Below are 16,084 nucleotides of genomic sequence, written 5' to 3' on the forward strand. Positions count from 1 at the left end.
CATTATGAGCCGGACTGATTAAGCCGCACGACCAGATAAAGGCACGGCTCATCCGTTTCGTTGATAAACCGGCAGTCGTTCGGCGGCCCAAGTTCCAGGCAATCTCCGGCCTTCATTTCATGGCGGGTCTCCCCTTCCAGAAAGACCAGTTCACCTGCCTGCAACCAAATCAGCTGTCGCGCCAGCGCATAAGAGGATGCAGGCATAGGCACATCGCTGCGTGCGGGCAGTTCCACCTGGACGAGATCGATAGGCATATCGGTGCGCGGCGACACATGGCGACGCAAATAGTGGGTTTGCGGATCGCGCCAGACGGGCTGGTTCGCCAGACGTAAAAGTTTACCCTCCTGCATTTCCGCGCGCGCAATGAGCGTAGACATGCTGATACCAAAGGCACCGGATAAACGGGCAAGCAGGGTCGCCGTCGGGCTACTGTCACCCCGTTCAATCTTGTGGATCATGCCGCGCGAGATGCCTGCCCGTTCGGCGAGTTCGCTTAAAGACCAGCCCCGCGACTCGCGTTCAAGGCGTATACGGACGCTAATCCGTTGATTCATATTGTCTGTCATCGTATTCATGACGTAATACTATAGTGTATGGATGGTGACTCGGGGCAATTTAATGACAATAAAACAGGATTTTGCGTAGCGATGCACGACAAGAACTGTGTAATATTGTGAGAAAACCGTACTACTATAGTAAACATCACAGCCAGAGGGTTAATCATGATTGTTCGTCATGCCTGCAAAGAAGATTGTGCCGCTATCGGTGAAATTTATAACCATGCGGTGCTGCACACCGCCGCCATCTGGAACGATACCACTGTCGACACCGATAACCGTATTGCATGGTTTGAGGCGCGTACGCTATTGGGTTACCCGGTGCTGGTCAGTGAACAAGAGGGTGTGGTAACGGGATACGCCTCATTTGGCGACTGGCGAGCGTTCGACGGTTTTCGCCATACGGTGGAACACTCGGTTTACGTTCATCCCGATCACCAGGGCAAAGGCATTGGCCGACTGCTGATGACGGAATTGATCAAGGAAGCCCGCCAGATCGGTAAACATGTGATGGTGGCTGGCATCGAGGCGCAGAACCAGGCGTCAATTCATCTGCATGAAACCCTGGGCTTTAAAACCACCGGAAAGATGCCGCAGGTGGGAACCAAATTCGGTCGCTGGCTGGATTTAACCTTTATGCAGCTCCAGCTCGATGAGCGCAGCGAACCGGATGCTCTGTCATGAATCAGTCATTGACGTTAGCGTTTCTGGTGGCTGCCGGGATTGGCCTGGTGGTGCAAAACACCCTTATGGTGCGCATTACGCAATCCTCCTCCACCATTCTTATCGCCATGCTGCTGAACTCGCTGGTGGGGATTGTGCTTTTTGTCAGCATTCTGCTGGTGAAAAATGGCCTGGCGGGATTTAGCGAACTGGCGTCAACGGTGCGCTGGTGGACGTTGATCCCCGGCCTGCTGGGGTCATTTTTTGTCTTTGCCAGTATTAGCGGGTATCAGAACGTGGGAGCGGCCACGACTATTGCCGTACTGGTGGCAAGCCAGCTGATTGGCGGCATGGTGATGGACATCCTCAAAAGCAACGGTGTGCCCCTGCGCGCGCTGGTTGGGCCGGTCTGCGGCGCAGTGATGCTGGTGGTAGGCGCCTGGCTGGTGGCACGGCGCCAGTTTTAACCCTTAGAGGATGGTACCGCCCTGCGTGAGGTGAGCATGGCGCGCCTCCGCCTCTTCTTTATGCTGCTTACCATGATGCGCAATCGCAGTACGCAGGCGCTGCTGCTGGGTATAGCGATCTTCACGGCTGAGTTCTGCATCATCGCTTAATGCGATCAGCAGTTCGTTCATGTGGGTAATGACGCTCTCTTCGATGGCGGCGTCGACGCGAACGATAACATCGTTTAAATGTGACATTGTCACTCCTTTTCACGTGCCCGGTGGCAAATGTTAGCCGGGTAAGGCGTAGCCGCCACCCGGCAATAATACGATCAGTTCAGCTTCGCTTTCGAGAAATCGCTGCCCATCAGGCTTACGCTGTACCCGGTCACGTTGCTGCGTGTCGCGTAGAACGTTTTACCGTTAGCTAACGCAATCCATGGCGCCTGCTGGTAGAAAATCTCCTGTGCCTGGCCATACAGCTTCGCACGTTCTTCCGGGTTGCTGGTCAGTTTGGCCTGTTGCACCCGTTCATCATACCCCTTATCACACCAGCGCGCGGCGTTGGATCCGGTTTTGATGCTATTACATCCCAGCAGCACGTCGGCGAAATTGTCCGGATCGCCGTTGTCAGACATCCAGCCGAACAGTGCGGAGTCATGCTCGCCTTTACGCATGCCGGACAGGTATTCCCCCCACTCGTAGGAGACAATTTTCGCCTTCACGCCCACTTTCGCCCAGTCAGCCTGGATCATCTCCGCAATGCGTCGGGAGTTCGGGTTGTACGGACGCTGCACCGGCATTGACCAGAGGGTCACTTCCGCGCCCTTCTCCAGACCCGCCTGCTTCAGCAGCGCTTTCGCTTTTTCCGGATCGTAGCCGTAATCCTTCAGGTCTTTATTAAAGCCGAGCATATTCGGCGGGATCGGCGATTTAGCGACCGTACCAGACCCCATAAAGACCGCGTTCACAATGGCCTTTTTGTCCGTCGCATAGTTCAGCGCCTGGCGCACCAGCACGTTATCAAACGGTTTTTTCTCCGTGTTGAACGCCAGATACCCCACGTTCAGCGCCTCCACCGAGTGGAGCGTCAGGTCTTTGTTTTTCTTGATCGCGTCGAACTGCACCGGCGACGGCGCAGGAATGATCTGGCACTCGTTCGTTTGCAGCTTCGCCAGTCGCGTCTCAACGTTTGGCGTGATGGAGAAGATCAGGTGTTTGGTTGGCACCTCACCGTCCCAGTAATTCGGATTGGCGACGTAGCGGATCAGCGAGTCCACCTTGTACTGCTGAAGCGCATACGGCCCGGTGCCGATTGGCCAGGTGTCCACATTTTCAGGTGTGCCTTTTTTCAGCATGGCGTCCGCGTACTCGGCAGAGAGGATCGAGGCGAAGTCCATTCCCCAGTCGGCCAGGAACGCCGCGTTGGGTTCGCTCAGGGTGAACTGGACGTGGTAATCGTCGATCTTTTTCACATCCTGAATCAGCTTGTCGAGGCCCACGTCATTAAAGTATTCGTAATTGCCCTGGGAAACATTGTGATACGGATGTTTAGGGTCTTTCTGACGCATAACGGAGAAAATAACGTCATCAGCGTTAAAATCGCGGGTAGGTTTAAAGTATTTATTGCTGTTAAATTTCACCCCTTTTCGCAGGGTAAACGTATACGTTTTGCCGTCAGGCGAAATGGTCCATGACTCCGCCAGAGAAGGAACCGGCGTGTTTTTTACCGGGTCGAAGTTAATCAGACGGTTATACAGCGTTTGCGAGCTGGCGACAAACGAGGGTCCAGAGCTGGCGATCTGCGGGTTAAACGACTCCGGCGACGCCTCGGAGCAGTAGATAATGGTGTCATTGTTTGCCGCCCATGCGGCGCTTGCCGGTAGCAGCGCGCTCAGCGCGAGGGCGAGCACGGTTTTCCCTGTAGACATGGTTATTACCCTTTCGGTTTTATTATAGTGAACAGTAATAACAGCACAGACGTTTTGACCTGACAAATAACGAATCACTATCAGGTTATTCTAAAGACGTACATTTCGCTGGTTTTAGCATCAGCCCGCATAAGCCGATTTGCCTTAAGGTCCATTATTCGTCAAGCACAACCGTCACGATCAATGCCGCAAGAAATCGTCCCTTTTGCCGTCTCCTCAGCCGTTTGCTTGCTTACCGGTTTCGCTAAAGTAATGGCGTGAAGAAGTCTACAGGACCAAATCGTGGCAAAAACACTCTTACGCAGCGGTAATCTGGATGATTTTCAGGCCGTTGGCGGCGGCGGACAAGCCGTTTTTGAATCAGCGCTGCAAATCCGCGAAGCGCTTCGGTTGCGCAAACAGCAGGCTATCGTCGATTGCCTGGCTATACCTCAGGTTAACGACGGCGGCGATCGCGTTGACTGGTACTCCCCGGTTGAGGGAACCGTCTCCAGCTGGAAGGCAGCGGATGAAGATGACCGTTTTCGCGCCCTGCGCTATCTGGAAAACACGCTCGCCAGCGTGGAGTCGCTGAGTAAGAAATGCCTTCAGTCACCGAAAACGGCGCAGCAACTGTTTGGCTCTCTGCTCTCGAAATCCTTCCAGTTTCCCGGGGAAAACTTTGTCTATCTGGTCGATGGCAAACCGGTGATCTGCTTCTGGGATTTCGTCAATCTTAACGAGAGTGCGCGTGATAACGTGCTGGACTGCCTGCGCGAATCGTTGATCCCTGATCCTGAACCCGTGGTGATCAACGAACCTGAACCGGAGCCAGAACCGGCCCCGGTGGTGACTTTTGAGCAGGCCGATGCGCCGCTAATCACGCCTGCGGCTACCGTCCGTATCACCGAAGATGAACTGTATACGCCTGAACCGGTGCGTATGGACCTCACACCGCCAGAGCCCGCCCCGGCGGTCGTGCAGAAAAAACGTCGCTCCCCCCTGTGGTTACTGCCGGTTGCCGCGGTCATCATTGCGGCTATCGCCACCCCGCTGCTCTGGCCAAAACAGGCCCCGACCGCAGCGCCAGCCGCCACGCCTGCACCGGCCCCTGTCGCAATTGCTCCGGCCCCCGTGAAGACGGTAGAGCCGCTGGAGCTGAAGCTCCCGCTGCACCAGGCCGAAGTGGTTGAGCCGAAGGTGAAAACGCCTGCCCCGGCGGCCGAACCGGTGGTCATTACCGCAATACCAAAAGATGCGATGGTAATGGAGGCAAACCAGGTCAAAGCGGGGTTAACGCGCTTCCTGAACGGCACCTGGCGCGCGTTTCTCGATGTGCAGGATCCGCTCACCGGCAAACCGCCCTCGCTGCGCTACCAGATCCAGAACAACAAAGGTTTCGCCCGGGTCGTGCATGGCGACAACATTGTCTGCCGGGTAGACGTTTTCTCCGGCTTACACAGCAACGGCGAGCTGTTGATCAAAACGCGCGGTAACGCTCGTTGCTCCGACGGTTCACGCTATCCGATGCCGGAAGTGACCTGTAAGGCCGGTGCCAGCGATGTGGCGGAATGCACTGCACGTTACGATGCCAACACCGTCGTTCCTTTGACGTTCAAGAAAGCAGGTGTCTGATCCTATGCTGGTTAATCTTTGCGACTATAAACAGAGCGTGACGCTGATTGCTAACAGCGGCGTACAGTTTCTCGATTTTGGCCTGACTCCGCAGGATACCGCCAGCAACGGGCGTTTCGTGCGTAAAACGGCAAATGGCCCGCTGCTGCGTCTGGATTTCGATCTGGTTAACGGCCGGTACACGCTGCCTGCCACCGATGGCGGGCAGCCGGAAGTGGTCAAGCCTGAAAGCACCATTCCACTGCATGACTCCCTGACCGTGCTCGACGGCGTCTGGCTGCCGCTTCCTTTCCTGCGCTTCAACCCGCCGCGGACGTTTGTTGAAGGCCCGGATAACTGGGCGCGCGTCCAGGTACGAAAGCTTTCCACGCCCGACGCGGCTGGCAATACGCACCGTGTTACCGTCGCGCTCGACAGCCAGATTGCAGAGCATGCGACGTCTGCCCTGTCGCCGGTTGAAAACGATATCCTGAACGGCACGCGTTTCGCACTCGCCTGGCGCGACAGTGAAATTGAAAGTTTCCTCGACCAGACCTGGATTGACGGCTGGCTGCGCGAAGCTTTCACGCAGTTTGCCGACGGGGTTGAAAAACGCTCCGAGCGCGAGCTGCATCAGGCCATGCGCAGCTTTGAGTATCAGGCGCACTGGCTCAACCTGCTCTCCATGCTCGGTGAACAACTCACCGTGCCGGAAGTGAAATTTGTTACCCATACCCTGAGCACGCCTGCCATTCCTGTCGATCTGATCCTTGACGTGGGCAACACCCACACCTGCGGCGTGATTATTGAAGATCATGGTGATGCCAACGACGGCCTGCGCCAGACGGCTGAACTCCAGGTACGATCTCTGAGTGAGCCGCAGTTCCTGAATGAGCCGCTGTTTACCAGCCGTCTTGAATTTTCCGAAGCGCGTTTTGGCAAGCAACACTTCTCGGTGGAAAGCGGCCGGGAAGACGCGTTCGTCTGGCCATCGATTGTCCGCGTGGGTGATGAAGCACGTAAGCTGGCGATGCAGCGTCTGGGCACGGAAGGCAACAGCGGCATCTCCAGCCCGCGTCGCTATCTGTGGGATGAAACCCCGGTGGTGCAGGACTGGCGCTTTAGCCAGATGAACAGCAAAACCCAGCGCGAACCGCTGGCCACCGCGTTTCCACTGATGAACCTGATGAACGACGACGGGGAACCGCTCTTTACGCTGCCGCAGGATGAACGCCTGCCGGTGTTCTCTCCGCAGTACAGCCGCAGCACCCTGATGACGCACATGCTCTGCGAGCTGCTGGCTCAGGCGCTTGGTCAGATTAACAGCGTGGCCACACGTCTGCGGCTTGGTTTCCCGGCTTCTCCCCGCCAGCTGCGGACGCTGATCCTCACCCTGCCTTCGGCGATGCCGAAACAGGAGCGCGAGATTTTCCGTCGCCGCATGTTCGAAGCTATTGCCATCGTCTGGAAAGCGATGGGCTGGCACCCGCAGGATGAGGATTTTGCCAGCCGTAAGCAGCAGGAAAAAAGCGTGGTGCCGGTTCCTGAGATCCAGATGGAGTGGGACGAAGCCAGCTGCGGCCAACTGGTGTGGCTGTATAACGAAGCCATTTCCCACTTCGGTGGCCAGACCGAGGCCTTTTTCGCCTCTCTTGCCCGCCCGGACCGCGCGCCTGAGCCGGGCGTCCAGCCGGGACGCGCGCTGCGCGTGGCCTCAATTGATATCGGCGGCGGCACGACGGATATGGCCATCACGCACTATCAGTTAGATGATGGTTCCGGGAATAACGTTAAAATCACCCCGCAGCTACTGTTCCGCGAAGGGTTCAAGGTTGCTGGCGACGATACGCTGCTGGACGTGATCCAGCGCTACGTACTGCCCGCGCTGCAAACCCATCTTCAGAAATCCGGCATAGCCGATGCCCCACAGCTGATGGCATCCCTCTTCGGCGACTCCGGGCGGATTGATACCCAGGCGATACTGCGCCAGCAGACGACGCTTCAGCTCTTTATGCCGATCGGCCACGCGATCCTGGCCGCGTGGGAAGCAAGCGATATTGACGATCCGCTGGCCGGGCTGCATGCCACCTTTGGCGATCTGCTCACGCAAAAACCGACGCGTAACGTGATGAATTACCTCCAGCAGGCGATCGACCATGCATTGCCTGCTGGCTCTGAAAACGTTGATCTGTTCAGCGTACCGCTGCACGTCCATTTCCGGGAGATGCAGGACGCGATGCTGGCGGGTCAGTTCACGCTCGCCGCCCCGCTTCATGCGGTCTGTGAGGCGATCTCTCACTACAGTTGCGATATTCTGCTCATCACGGGACGGCCTGGCTGTCTGCCGGGCGTGCAGGCCTTGATTCGCCACCTGCAACCGGTGCCTGTCAACCGCATCGTCTGGCTGGATAAATACCAGGTTCATGAATGGTATCCGTTCAGCCAGCAGGGGCGGATCGGCAACCCGAAATCCACCGCCGCCGTGGGTGCGATGCTCTGTAGCCTGGCGCTGGATCTTCGCCTGCCGCGCTTTAACTTTAAAGCAGCGGATATCGGGGCGTACTCTACGGTGCGCTATCTGGGCGTGCTGGATAACACGATCAATACCCTGCGGGACGAGAACGTCTGGTATCACGATGTCGACCTCGATAAACCCGGCGCGAAACTGGACGCCCGTCTGCACTTCCCGCTGCGCGGCAATGTCACCCTCGGCTTCCGGCAACTGGCCAATGCCCGCTGGCCCGCGACGCCGCTCTATACCCTGAGCATCAACTCTGCCGAGCTGGCAAAAGCCATTGCGGGCGACGGCGTACTGAACGTGCGCCTGAAGCTGCGTGGCGGTAACAAGCAGGAAGGCCCGGAATCTTTCGAACTGAGCGACGCCTGGCTACAGGACGGCACGCCAGTGCCGCCAGATGCTCTGACCTTTAAACTGAATACTCTGGCCGATCGCCGACACAGCGGCAGCCACTACTGGATCGACAGCGGGAGCGTATACCTCAAATGACTGCGACGACTGCCACCACTCAGGCCTTAATCGGGTGGATCAACGAGACGCGACAGCACGCTCCGATGCTGGATAACGAAGCCGACGCCCTGCTTGCCCGCCTTAACGCAGCAAGCGCGCGTGAAGAGGCGCTCGATCGCGCCCTTGCCAGCCCGGGCAGCATCGGCTTATACGGCCACTCGCAGGCCGCGAAAGCGCACCTGCTGGCCGCCCTGTGCGGCAACGGCGACGAACGGCTGAACGTTACGCCGGGTCAGCGCACGTTTGATTACTTCTCGCATATTAATCCCGGGCATGCGCCCACCAACATGGCCGTGCGTTTCAGCAGAGCGTCCGGCGAGGTCGCAGACGACGCGTTTCCCCTGCGCCTGCGCCTGGTAACGGAGGCCGAGCTGGTGCAGTTGTTTATCGCCCGCACCACGTTAGATCCGCAGATCCGCGCGGTGGATAAATCGGTGATTGAAGCCCGGCTTGAGAAGTGGCGTGTGCTACGTCAACCGCAGAGCGTGCCGGGAATGACGGCGCGGGAGGTCGCGTCCATTGCCCGGTTCTGGCAGAGCATAGTACCCGGCGCTAAGCAGCACATTGACGATGCTCTGTGGCACCAGTTTGCCCTTTTAGTTCCGTCGCTTGATCTCAGCACCCGCGCCAGCGTCTGGTCTCTGCTGTGGGGTGAGCAGCAGGAGTTAACCCAGCAGTGGCTGAAGCTCGCCCATGTGCTGCATCAAACCAGCCATGCCAGCGTACTTGCTGCGCCGTTGAGTCTGCTGGTGGACAGCTTTGGTTTGCCGTGTGAAGGCTTCCTGACTCACGGGGCATTTGCCATGCCGGAAGCACAGGAAACCCTCCTTCATCCGGTAAAAAACGGCGAGTTGCTTAATGCCATTAGCCTGCCCGTTGATGTACTGGCATCGCTTACCCGCGAACTGGTGCTGCCCGTTGAGCAATGCGTGCTCGATAACGTTGACATCATTGATATTCCGGCTATTTCTGAAGAACACACGCCGCTGATGACGCAGGCAAAATGCCTGTGGTTGCTGGATCATTATCGTCAGCACATTCAGCCTGATGTTATGGTTATCTGCAATGCGACGGCGCACCACCAGCAGACGGCAAAAACGGCCAGGCGCCTGCAAAACTGGGTTAAAGAGACGCAGCCGGTTGAAGAGTCCGCGTTGCCGGGGCTGGTCTGGGCCATTACCCCTCACGATGCGCGATTCATCTCAAAGCAGAATCTGGACGAAGCGGTGCAACAATTGCTGGGCCAGCCGGGTCGGCGCTGGGGCACACTACAGGCGCTCGATACCCACAGCATGCAGCGGGTGATTGAATGGCTGTCGCAGGCTACCCTACCGGCACAGCGCCAGAAGCGTCTTCACACGCTGAAAAGGTTATTGCAACAGTCGATGTCGGCGCTGATGCGCCCGTATGTCGACCCCCTCACGCAGGATCCAGGCGCTGGACGCTCGCAGGCCGAAAAAATGGTCCGAACGCTGCAAGGCAGTGCCGCCCGTCATGGTGAACTGCTTGAAGGACTTCTGCCGCCGTTAAAAGCGTTTGAGACGCTGCTGACCGTTCACCAGCCTCGAGAGGAACAGGTCAACGGTCTGTTTAACGATGTTATCGATCTGTTTGCGGAAGAGACGCAGGAAAATCCTGGCGCGGTGCAGACCAAAGACAAAGCGCGGCTGGCTCATAGCGTGTGGGTTAATCATCTGCGTCAGTGGAGTCGCAACGACGCGGCGGCTGCCCGTCTGGGCCTGGACGCAGAGGTTTTACAGCAGATTGCCGATGTGCTGATCGTCACCAGCTACCGGCTGGATCTGCCGCTGCAACTGCAACGGATTGTAGAAACCGATAAAAGCAGCGCCGCGCAGCTGCATGCCGCAACAGGCAATTTCATTAGCTGGCTTGGCTACGAAGTGACGCCCGTCTCTGAACGGCCTGCAAGCCGGATCCGCAAAGGTCAGCCCATTTTCGTGACGCCGGTTGTGAGCAGCGCCTCACCCCGTCTCACTCGACTTGGCGAGCAGCCTGTTCATGCGGCGACAGCCTATGTGTATGACTGGCTGGTTGCGCTCTACACGCGCGCTATTGAGAACGTGGATTATCAGTGTCCGTATGACGTTCAGCCTGCCGCGCGGAAAGCCTTGTCTGCCTTGCTGTCATAATCATTGCAGCCCGCAGCAATGCGGGCTACCCATTCATGAACCGTTTATGAAGCCAGACAAAGCCTGAGCCAACGCTGACGGGTTTTCCCAGGACATTGAATGGCCTGCATCAGGGATAATTTTTACCGCAACGCCTTTTTGTTGCAGGCGGTTAAAATCGTCATCAGGCAGAGATAGCTCACCAAAAACTAACATTACCGGGCAGGTTAATGACAAGAACAGGTGTTCCCAGTCAGGTTTAACGCCCTCGACCAGGCTTGTTGCGCCGCGCCAGACGGCCCAGGGAGCATTGCTTTGAAGGCTTCCCGCCCACGGCGACGTTTCCGCCCGCAGCATGTCATCATAGCCCTGTTCCAGAAAATGTTGTTCCGTTTGGGCCGCGATTGCCCGGCTGAACATCCCGCCACCCGCATGGAAATTGGGTTCAGACACGATCAGGCCCTTAACGCGCGACGTTAACAGCGTTGCCGTTTCGATCGCGATACTTCCCCCCATGCTATGACCATAGAGCCAAAGACTATCCAGGCCGAGATGGTTTAACAGTTCAACCACCACCTGCGCCTGTTCGCTCGTGCGATAACGGTAGTTGTCAGGTTTGTCACTGTAACCGCTACCGGGAAGATCGATCAGAATGGCTCTGCGCCCCCCGAAACGGGGATCACAGACGATACGAGGATATTCATACGACGATGCGCAGCCCAACCCGTGGATAAACACAACCGGGTCACCGAAACCGGGAAGATCCTGCCAGCGCACAGTGCAGCCTGCTTGCTGTGAATAGAAACTGTTCATAAGCACTCCATGTACAATCAACTGTATATTTATACATGCTCAATGTATGGAATGCTATGTCTGGATGCCGGTTCTGGAATCGTGCTTCAGAAAAGAGAGATCAACAGGGCAACAGGGAAGCTCATTGGCCAGGTGGAACCCACCAGGAATGCGCTCAACAGGCGAATGCGTTTACGATCTTTAGACAGGAACCAGGTGATTAATGCGCAGATGGAGGCCATGATTGCGTAGAACACCAACATCTTTTGATACAACGTCATTCTGTTTACCTGAGCCGAAAAATAACCGCACGCAATATGCGTCATATGTTGACACAGATCAAGTTTTTTCGTTACATCATAACCACTTAAATGCTAAGGATAATAACAACTGAGTACCTTGTGTAACAACGCCGGGTAACGCAAAACGGTTATTATTGATAAGATGCATATCAAATGCACTTTTTGACAAATGCATCCCCGCAGAAAGCAGTCTAATAAGAGCAGGCTTTTAAGGGAGGAAATATGCTACGCATTCCGCAGAGTTGCATTCACACCCGTTCCACGCCTTTCTGGAACAAAGAAACGGCCCCCGCAGGCATTTTTAAACGTCACCTTGATACGGGCACGCGCCCGGGCGTCTACCCTCGCCTGTCGGTGATACGTGGTGCAGTGCGTTATCTGGGCTATGCTGATGAATTTACACCTGAGCCTGACAGCGAGCTTGTCATTGAAGCGGGTCGTTTCGGCGTTTTCCCGCCAGAGAGATGGCACCACATTGAGCTGATGACCGACGACACCCTGTTCAATATTGAATTCTTTGTTGAACCTGAGGTGCTTAAGTCCCTTTAAGCACCCGCCAGCATGAAGGAAACTATTATGTTACGTATTCCTGAAAACTTTGTTCATACCCGCTCGACCCCGTTCTGGAATAAAGAGACCGCGCCAGAAGCGCTTTTTACCCATCACAACACCAAAGCTGGCGTGTACGGTCGTTTGTCCGTTATGCAGGGTGCGGTGCGTTACTTTGGCTTTGCCGATGGCGATGCCACCGAGCCCGATCTGGACGTGGTGATTGAGGCCGGATCTTTTGGCATCTCTCCACCGCAAAAATGGCACCGCATTGAGCTACTTACCGACGACACCTATTTTAATATCGACTTTTTCGCGGATCCTGCCGTCACGCTTAGCGGTGCCGGTATCGGTAAAGTGGTCAACACGCATAAGGAGTAAATGATGGGTAAGGCTACCTATACCGTGACCGTCACCAACAACAGCAACGGCGTATCGGTGGATTATGAGACCGAGGCGCCCATGGAGCTGTTGATCCCGGACGTTGCGGCAGATGTCGTCAAGGACCTGGTGAATACCGTTCGCGCCTACGATACGGAAAATGAACACGAGGTGTGTGGCTGGTAAGTTGAATCGCCCGGCACTGCGCCGGGCATGAGGGCTTAGTGTTTGATCATGACATGTCGCACAACCGTGTAGTCCTCGAGTCCGTAGACCGACATATCTTTTCCATAACCGGATAACTTCATCCCGCCGTGCGGCATTTCGCTCACCAGCATAAAATGGGTATTGACCCAGGTGCAGCCATACTGCAAACGCGCGCTGAGTCGATGGGCGCGTCCGACGTCTTTGGTCCAGACGGACGAGGCCAGGCCGTATTGCGAATCGTTAGCCCAGGCCAACACCTGCGCTTCATCCTCAAACGCTGTTACGCTGACCACCGGGCCAAACACCTCGCGCTGGACGATCGCATCTTCCTGCTTCGCCCCGGCCAGCAGCGTTGGCTGGAAGTAATATCCTGCCCCCTCTTTTTTACTGCCACCGGTGATGACGCGGATATGTCCGAGGGCTTTGGCTTCATCCACGGCAGCACAAACACGGGAAAGATGCGCTGCGGAGCTGAGCGGTCCCAGCTCCGTTGACGTATCGTCCGGTGCGCCCATCTTCAGGCTGGCAACGGCGGCACCCAGCTTTTCAACCAGCGCGGGATAAATCCCCTTCTGGGCATAAATACGACAGGCCGCGGTACAATCCTGACCGGCATTGTAGAAGCCAAACGTACGCACACCTTCAACCACAGCATCCAAATCTGCATCGTCAAAGACAATGACCGGGGCTTTTCCGCCCAATTCCATATGGGTACGTTTCACAGAAGATGCGGTATGCCCGATAATATGTTCTCCGGTAGCGATAGAGCCGGTGAGAGAAACCATACGCACTTTTTCGTGGCCGGTCAGCGGATCCCCTACGGTTTTGCCGCGACCAAACAGCACGTTGAGCACGCCTGGCGGGAAGATATCTTTCGCCAGTTCCGCCAGCTTCAGCGCCGTTAATGGCGTAATTTCAGACGGTTTGATAACGACACAGTTTCCCGCCGCCAGCGCGGGTGCCAGCTTCCATGCCGCCATCATCAGAGGATAGTTCCAGGGCGCGATAGAGGCGACGACGCCAACCGGATCGCGGCGAATCATCGAGGTATGTCCTTCGAGGTATTCTCCCGCAGCCAGCCCATTCAGACAGCGGGCGGCCCCGGCAAAGAAGCGAAACACATCGACCACCGCAGGGATCTCATCCCCCTGGACACAATGCAGCGGTTTCCCGCAGTTAAGGGACTCCAGTTGTGCAAAGGCGTCGGCGTTGGCTTCTATCACGTCAGCCAGTTTCAACAGACATTCAGCGCGCGTTTTGGGTGTGGTTTGCCCCCACCCGGTGAAGGCACGATCGGCGGCCTGCACGGCAGCGTCTACCTGTGCGGCCGACGCTTCAGCAATCTCAAGCAGCACCTCACCCGTCGCAGGATTGAAAACCGCCTGCTTTTCACCTTCGCCAGCCACCAGTTCACCATTTATCAGCAATTGATTTTGCATAGCATTGTCCTGTTGAAATCGACATTGTTTTTCGCTGTCAGCACACGTTCTGGCGAATCGATACGTGACAACGTCACGTTACCAATCCGCGCTCCCTTACTAAAGGTAGTCTGCGCGTCATGCCGCTTCAGGAATTTTCATCAAGGTGTGACTGGAGGCAGCATCATTTCGCGGATTAACGCCGCCAGCTGGACGACCGCCTGCTCCTCCCGCTCGCCCCAGCCCCATGAGGTATTGAAACGGAAAAACGGTGTCCAGATATTGGAGGTGGAAAACATCTTGCCGGGCGCAATGCTGATTTGATGGGTTAAGGCTTTTTCACTCAATTGTCCCGCATCCAGCTGTTCAGGCAGTTCCAGCCACAAAAAGTAACCGCTGTCGTTATGATGAATTTTGACGCCAGCAGGCATATGGCGCAGAAGCGATTGCCAGGCCTGCTGTTTGCGTTCAGCAAGCGTACGCCGCAGGCGACGAAGGTGAGCGTCGTAACGTTTGGTCGCCAGATAATCCACCAGCGCCAGCTGCATGGGAGAACTGGTGGATAACGTACTCATCAGCTGCAACTGCTGGATACGGCGCGCATGTTTTCCCGCCGCCACCCAGCCAATACGGAAACCGGCCACCAGACACTTGGAGAATGAGGAGCAGTGCAACGTCATGTCCTGCTTATCCCAGGCTTTTGCCGGAAGCGGTTTTTCGCGGCCAAAGTAGAGTTCGCTGTAAACATCGTCTTCAATCAGCGTGACGTTATGCCGGGTTAATAAGGCCACCAGCTGAGCTTTCTTTTCAGCGCTTAGCGTGAATCCGAGCGGGTTCTGACTGTTGGTCATCAGCCAGCAGGCTTTCACCGGATAGTCGTTTAACGCCTGCTCAAGGGCACTGAGATCGATGCCCTCCCGAACGTCAGTGGCAATCGACAGCGCTTTCAGTTTCAGGCGTTCAAGCGCCTGGAGCGCGCCATAAAAACAGGGGTTTTCAACGATAACCCAGTCCCCTGGTTCTGTGACAGCCTGCAAACTGAGGTTGAGCGCCTCAAGCGCGCCCGCGGTGATCACAATTTCATCCGGCGAGATATTCATCCCCTGCTGGGCGTAGCGACGGGCAATGGCATGACGTAAGTCGACGTTACCCGGCGGCAGGTTTTCAATCACGCTCATGGCGGTAGCCGTTTTGCTGACGTTAGCCAGCGATCGGTTGAGTTGCTGAAGTGGGAAAAGGCGCGGATCGGGAAACGCCGAGGCAAAAGGAACAACGGAGGGATCGCGGCTGGCCTGTAGCACATCGAAGATATAGGTATTGATGTCGACCACTTCATCGCGCATTACCTGCGCAGGCGGTGCGGGCTGGTGTGTGGTCGGGCGGGCGGCAACGTAATACCCCGACTGCGGTCTGGCAACAATGCGCCCCTGACTTTCCAGCATCTGATACGCGTGGCCCACGGTCATAAAACTCATGCCGCTGCTTGCCACCTGCTCTCGCAGGGAAGGCAGCTTATCGCCCGGCAACCATACGCCAAGCTCAATCTGCGAGATAATTTGTTGCGCCAGACGCTGGTATTTTTTCATCAGATTCTCCTTAATGCTGACAGTGTATATCAGCAGGAGAAAAAGAGAAGATTTTGCTAACTGTTATGGGAAATGCAGTTAATTACTTGCGGTATTCAGTAACGTGATTCTGAGCGAAACGCGCTGCGGCCAGATGGTCGAGCGTGATCATCGGCGATTTGCAGAAAATGCATTTCGCGCCGAACGGATTTTTGTCAGACACGTCAAAAGCTGAGGTGCGGTACTGCGAGCCATGACAGCATGGGCAGCGGAAATGGATATAAGAAGTCATAGGATTCTCCTGTAAACGTAAAAACGTAAATTACTCATGAGCCGATCAGGCAAAAAATGGTTCGATACAAAACGAATCGGAATGTAGATAAAGACCCAAGAGAGGCTGCGGAGAGGCACAACGTGATGAGAACTGCTTTATAAAACTACGTCAGATATTTATTTGGATTCAAAACCAGAAATCCATTAACGCATGTTGCTGGTGACAAAGCAAGCTGTTTAATGCGTA

The 16,084-nt window shown here is 55.9% G+C and carries 16 protein-coding genes; 8 read left to right on the forward strand and 8 right to left on the reverse strand.

The window, feature by feature from the left end; genetic code table 11:
* Positions 1–2: 2 nt before the first annotated feature.
* Positions 3–578, reverse strand: a complete 576-nt coding sequence (locus ACOTX7_RS19300) for a helix-turn-helix domain-containing protein (protein ID WP_006810748.1) — start codon at positions 576–578, stop codon at positions 3–5.
* A 147-nt stretch (positions 579–725) separates the two neighbouring features.
* Between ACOTX7_RS19300 and ACOTX7_RS19305 the strand changes: the two genes are divergently transcribed.
* Together ACOTX7_RS19305 and ACOTX7_RS19310 are read left to right on the forward strand one after the other, a co-directional pair.
* Positions 726–1,244, forward strand: a complete 519-nt coding sequence (locus ACOTX7_RS19305) for a GNAT family N-acetyltransferase (RefSeq protein WP_221256046.1) — start codon at positions 726–728, stop codon at positions 1,242–1,244.
* Positions 1,241–1,690 carry a DMT family transporter gene (locus ACOTX7_RS19310; RefSeq protein WP_047354868.1) on the forward strand — a complete coding sequence of 150 codons (450 nt, stop codon included), beginning with the start codon at positions 1,241–1,243 and terminating at the stop codon, positions 1,688–1,690. The genes ACOTX7_RS19305 and ACOTX7_RS19310 overlap by 4 nt, the downstream gene beginning before the upstream one ends.
* Before the next feature lie 3 nt (positions 1,691–1,693).
* Here ACOTX7_RS19310 and ACOTX7_RS19315 read toward each other — a convergent pair whose 3' ends face one another.
* Both ACOTX7_RS19315 and ACOTX7_RS19320 read right to left on the reverse strand, forming a co-directional pair.
* A complete protein-coding gene (locus tag ACOTX7_RS19315) occupies positions 1,694–1,927 on the reverse strand; it encodes a YdcY family protein (RefSeq protein WP_125357687.1) in 234 nt (77 codons plus the stop codon).
* 74 nt (positions 1,928–2,001) lie between these two features.
* Complete coding sequence (locus ACOTX7_RS19320) at positions 2,002–3,600, reverse strand: ABC transporter substrate-binding protein (protein WP_006810752.1); 1,599 nt, start codon at positions 3,598–3,600, stop codon at positions 2,002–2,004.
* Positions 3,601–3,882: 282 nt separating this feature from the next.
* Between ACOTX7_RS19320 and ACOTX7_RS19325 the strand changes: the two genes are divergently transcribed.
* The 3 genes from ACOTX7_RS19325 to ACOTX7_RS19335 are packed head-to-tail and all read left to right on the forward strand — an operon-like array spanning position 3,883 to position 10,371.
* The gene (locus ACOTX7_RS19325; RefSeq protein WP_221813197.1) at positions 3,883–5,214 is read left to right on the forward strand and encodes an SrfA family protein; all 1,332 of its coding nucleotides are present in this window, start codon (positions 3,883–3,885) and stop codon (positions 5,212–5,214) included.
* Positions 5,215–5,218: 4 nt separating this feature from the next.
* Positions 5,219–8,200, forward strand: a complete 2,982-nt coding sequence (locus ACOTX7_RS19330) for a virulence factor SrfB (protein ID WP_221256048.1) — start codon at positions 5,219–5,221, stop codon at positions 8,198–8,200.
* On the forward strand, positions 8,197–10,371 hold the full coding sequence (locus ACOTX7_RS19335) for a virulence factor SrfC family protein (protein ID WP_221256049.1): 2,175 nt from the start codon (positions 8,197–8,199) through the stop codon (positions 10,369–10,371). Before ACOTX7_RS19330 ends, ACOTX7_RS19335 begins: the two co-directional genes overlap by 4 nt.
* 33 nt (positions 10,372–10,404) lie before the next feature.
* Here ACOTX7_RS19335 and ACOTX7_RS19340 read toward each other — a convergent pair whose 3' ends face one another.
* Both ACOTX7_RS19340 and ACOTX7_RS19345 read right to left on the reverse strand, forming a co-directional pair.
* Positions 10,405–11,163: an alpha/beta fold hydrolase gene (locus ACOTX7_RS19340; protein ID WP_205922445.1), complete on the reverse strand. Its 759-nt coding sequence runs from the start codon at positions 11,161–11,163 to the stop codon at positions 10,405–10,407.
* 86 nt (positions 11,164–11,249) lie between these two features.
* Positions 11,250–11,423, reverse strand: coding sequence for a GhoT/OrtT family toxin (locus ACOTX7_RS19345; RefSeq protein WP_003856960.1), 174 nt, complete (start codon positions 11,421–11,423; stop codon positions 11,250–11,252).
* Positions 11,424–11,666: 243 nt separating this feature from the next.
* Here ACOTX7_RS19345 and ACOTX7_RS19350 point away from each other — a divergent pair, with 243 nt between their 5' ends.
* The 3 genes from ACOTX7_RS19350 to ACOTX7_RS19360 are packed head-to-tail and all read left to right on the forward strand — an operon-like array spanning position 11,667 to position 12,560.
* Entirely contained in the window at positions 11,667–11,993 is a 327-nt protein-coding gene (locus ACOTX7_RS19350) for a DUF1971 domain-containing protein (RefSeq protein WP_221256050.1), read from the forward strand.
* A 27-nt stretch (positions 11,994–12,020) separates the two neighbouring features.
* A complete protein-coding gene (locus tag ACOTX7_RS19355; RefSeq protein ID WP_032673849.1) occupies positions 12,021–12,374 on the forward strand; it encodes a DUF1971 domain-containing protein in 354 nt (117 codons plus the stop codon).
* Between the two features lie 3 nt (positions 12,375–12,377).
* Complete coding sequence (locus ACOTX7_RS19360) at positions 12,378–12,560, forward strand: DUF1869 domain-containing protein (RefSeq protein ID WP_003856955.1); 183 nt, start codon at positions 12,378–12,380, stop codon at positions 12,558–12,560.
* Positions 12,561–12,595: 35 nt separating this feature from the next.
* On the opposite strand, the gene patD is transcribed toward ACOTX7_RS19360, so the two are convergent.
* From patD to ACOTX7_RS19375, 3 genes are all read right to left on the reverse strand, one after another.
* Positions 12,596–14,020 carry an aminobutyraldehyde dehydrogenase gene (gene patD, locus ACOTX7_RS19365; RefSeq protein ID WP_221256051.1) on the reverse strand — a complete coding sequence of 475 codons (1,425 nt, stop codon included), beginning with the start codon at positions 14,018–14,020 and terminating at the stop codon, positions 12,596–12,598.
* Between the two features lie 140 nt (positions 14,021–14,160).
* Positions 14,161–15,585: a PLP-dependent aminotransferase family protein gene (locus ACOTX7_RS19370; protein ID WP_221256052.1), complete on the reverse strand. Its 1,425-nt coding sequence runs from the start codon at positions 15,583–15,585 to the stop codon at positions 14,161–14,163.
* Positions 15,586–15,667: 82 nt separating this feature from the next.
* Positions 15,668–15,856 carry a hypothetical protein gene (locus tag ACOTX7_RS19375; RefSeq protein ID WP_000205128.1) on the reverse strand — a complete coding sequence of 63 codons (189 nt, stop codon included), beginning with the start codon at positions 15,854–15,856 and terminating at the stop codon, positions 15,668–15,670.
* Positions 15,857–16,084: the final 228 nt, after the last annotated feature.

Source organism: Enterobacter cloacae complex sp. IR5418 (assembly GCF_049238105.1).
GTDB classification, from domain to species: Bacteria; Pseudomonadota; Gammaproteobacteria; order Enterobacterales; family Enterobacteriaceae; genus Enterobacter; species Enterobacter hormaechei.

Coding starts and splice junctions, on each gene's coding strand:
- ACOTX7_RS19355 (WP_032673849.1), top strand. CDS start 12,021: ATGTTACGTATTCCTGAAAACTTTGTTCATACCCGCTCGACCCCGTTC.
- ACOTX7_RS19315 (WP_125357687.1), bottom strand. CDS start 1,927: ATGTCACATTTAAACGATGTTATCGTTCGCGTCGACGCCGCCATCGAA.
- ACOTX7_RS19320 (WP_006810752.1), bottom strand. CDS start 3,600: ATGTCTACAGGGAAAACCGTGCTCGCCCTCGCGCTGAGCGCGCTGCTA.
- ACOTX7_RS19310 (WP_047354868.1), top strand. CDS start 1,241: ATGAATCAGTCATTGACGTTAGCGTTTCTGGTGGCTGCCGGGATTGGC.
- ACOTX7_RS19350 (WP_221256050.1), top strand. CDS start 11,667: ATGCTACGCATTCCGCAGAGTTGCATTCACACCCGTTCCACGCCTTTC.
- ACOTX7_RS19305 (WP_221256046.1), top strand. CDS start 726: ATGATTGTTCGTCATGCCTGCAAAGAAGATTGTGCCGCTATCGGTGAA.
- patD (WP_221256051.1), bottom strand. CDS start 14,020: ATGCAAAATCAATTGCTGATAAATGGTGAACTGGTGGCTGGCGAAGGT.
- ACOTX7_RS19360 (WP_003856955.1), top strand. CDS start 12,378: ATGGGTAAGGCTACCTATACCGTGACCGTCACCAACAACAGCAACGGC.
- ACOTX7_RS19330 (WP_221256048.1), top strand. CDS start 5,219: ATGCTGGTTAATCTTTGCGACTATAAACAGAGCGTGACGCTGATTGCT.
- ACOTX7_RS19300 (WP_006810748.1), bottom strand. CDS start 578: ATGAATACGATGACAGACAATATGAATCAACGGATTAGCGTCCGTATA.
- ACOTX7_RS19375 (WP_000205128.1), bottom strand. CDS start 15,856: ATGACTTCTTATATCCATTTCCGCTGCCCATGCTGTCATGGCTCGCAG.
- ACOTX7_RS19340 (WP_205922445.1), bottom strand. CDS start 11,163: ATGAACAGTTTCTATTCACAGCAAGCAGGCTGCACTGTGCGCTGGCAG.
- ACOTX7_RS19345 (WP_003856960.1), bottom strand. CDS start 11,423: ATGACGTTGTATCAAAAGATGTTGGTGTTCTACGCAATCATGGCCTCC.
- ACOTX7_RS19370 (WP_221256052.1), bottom strand. CDS start 15,585: ATGAAAAAATACCAGCGTCTGGCGCAACAAATTATCTCGCAGATTGAG.
- ACOTX7_RS19335 (WP_221256049.1), top strand. CDS start 8,197: ATGACTGCGACGACTGCCACCACTCAGGCCTTAATCGGGTGGATCAAC.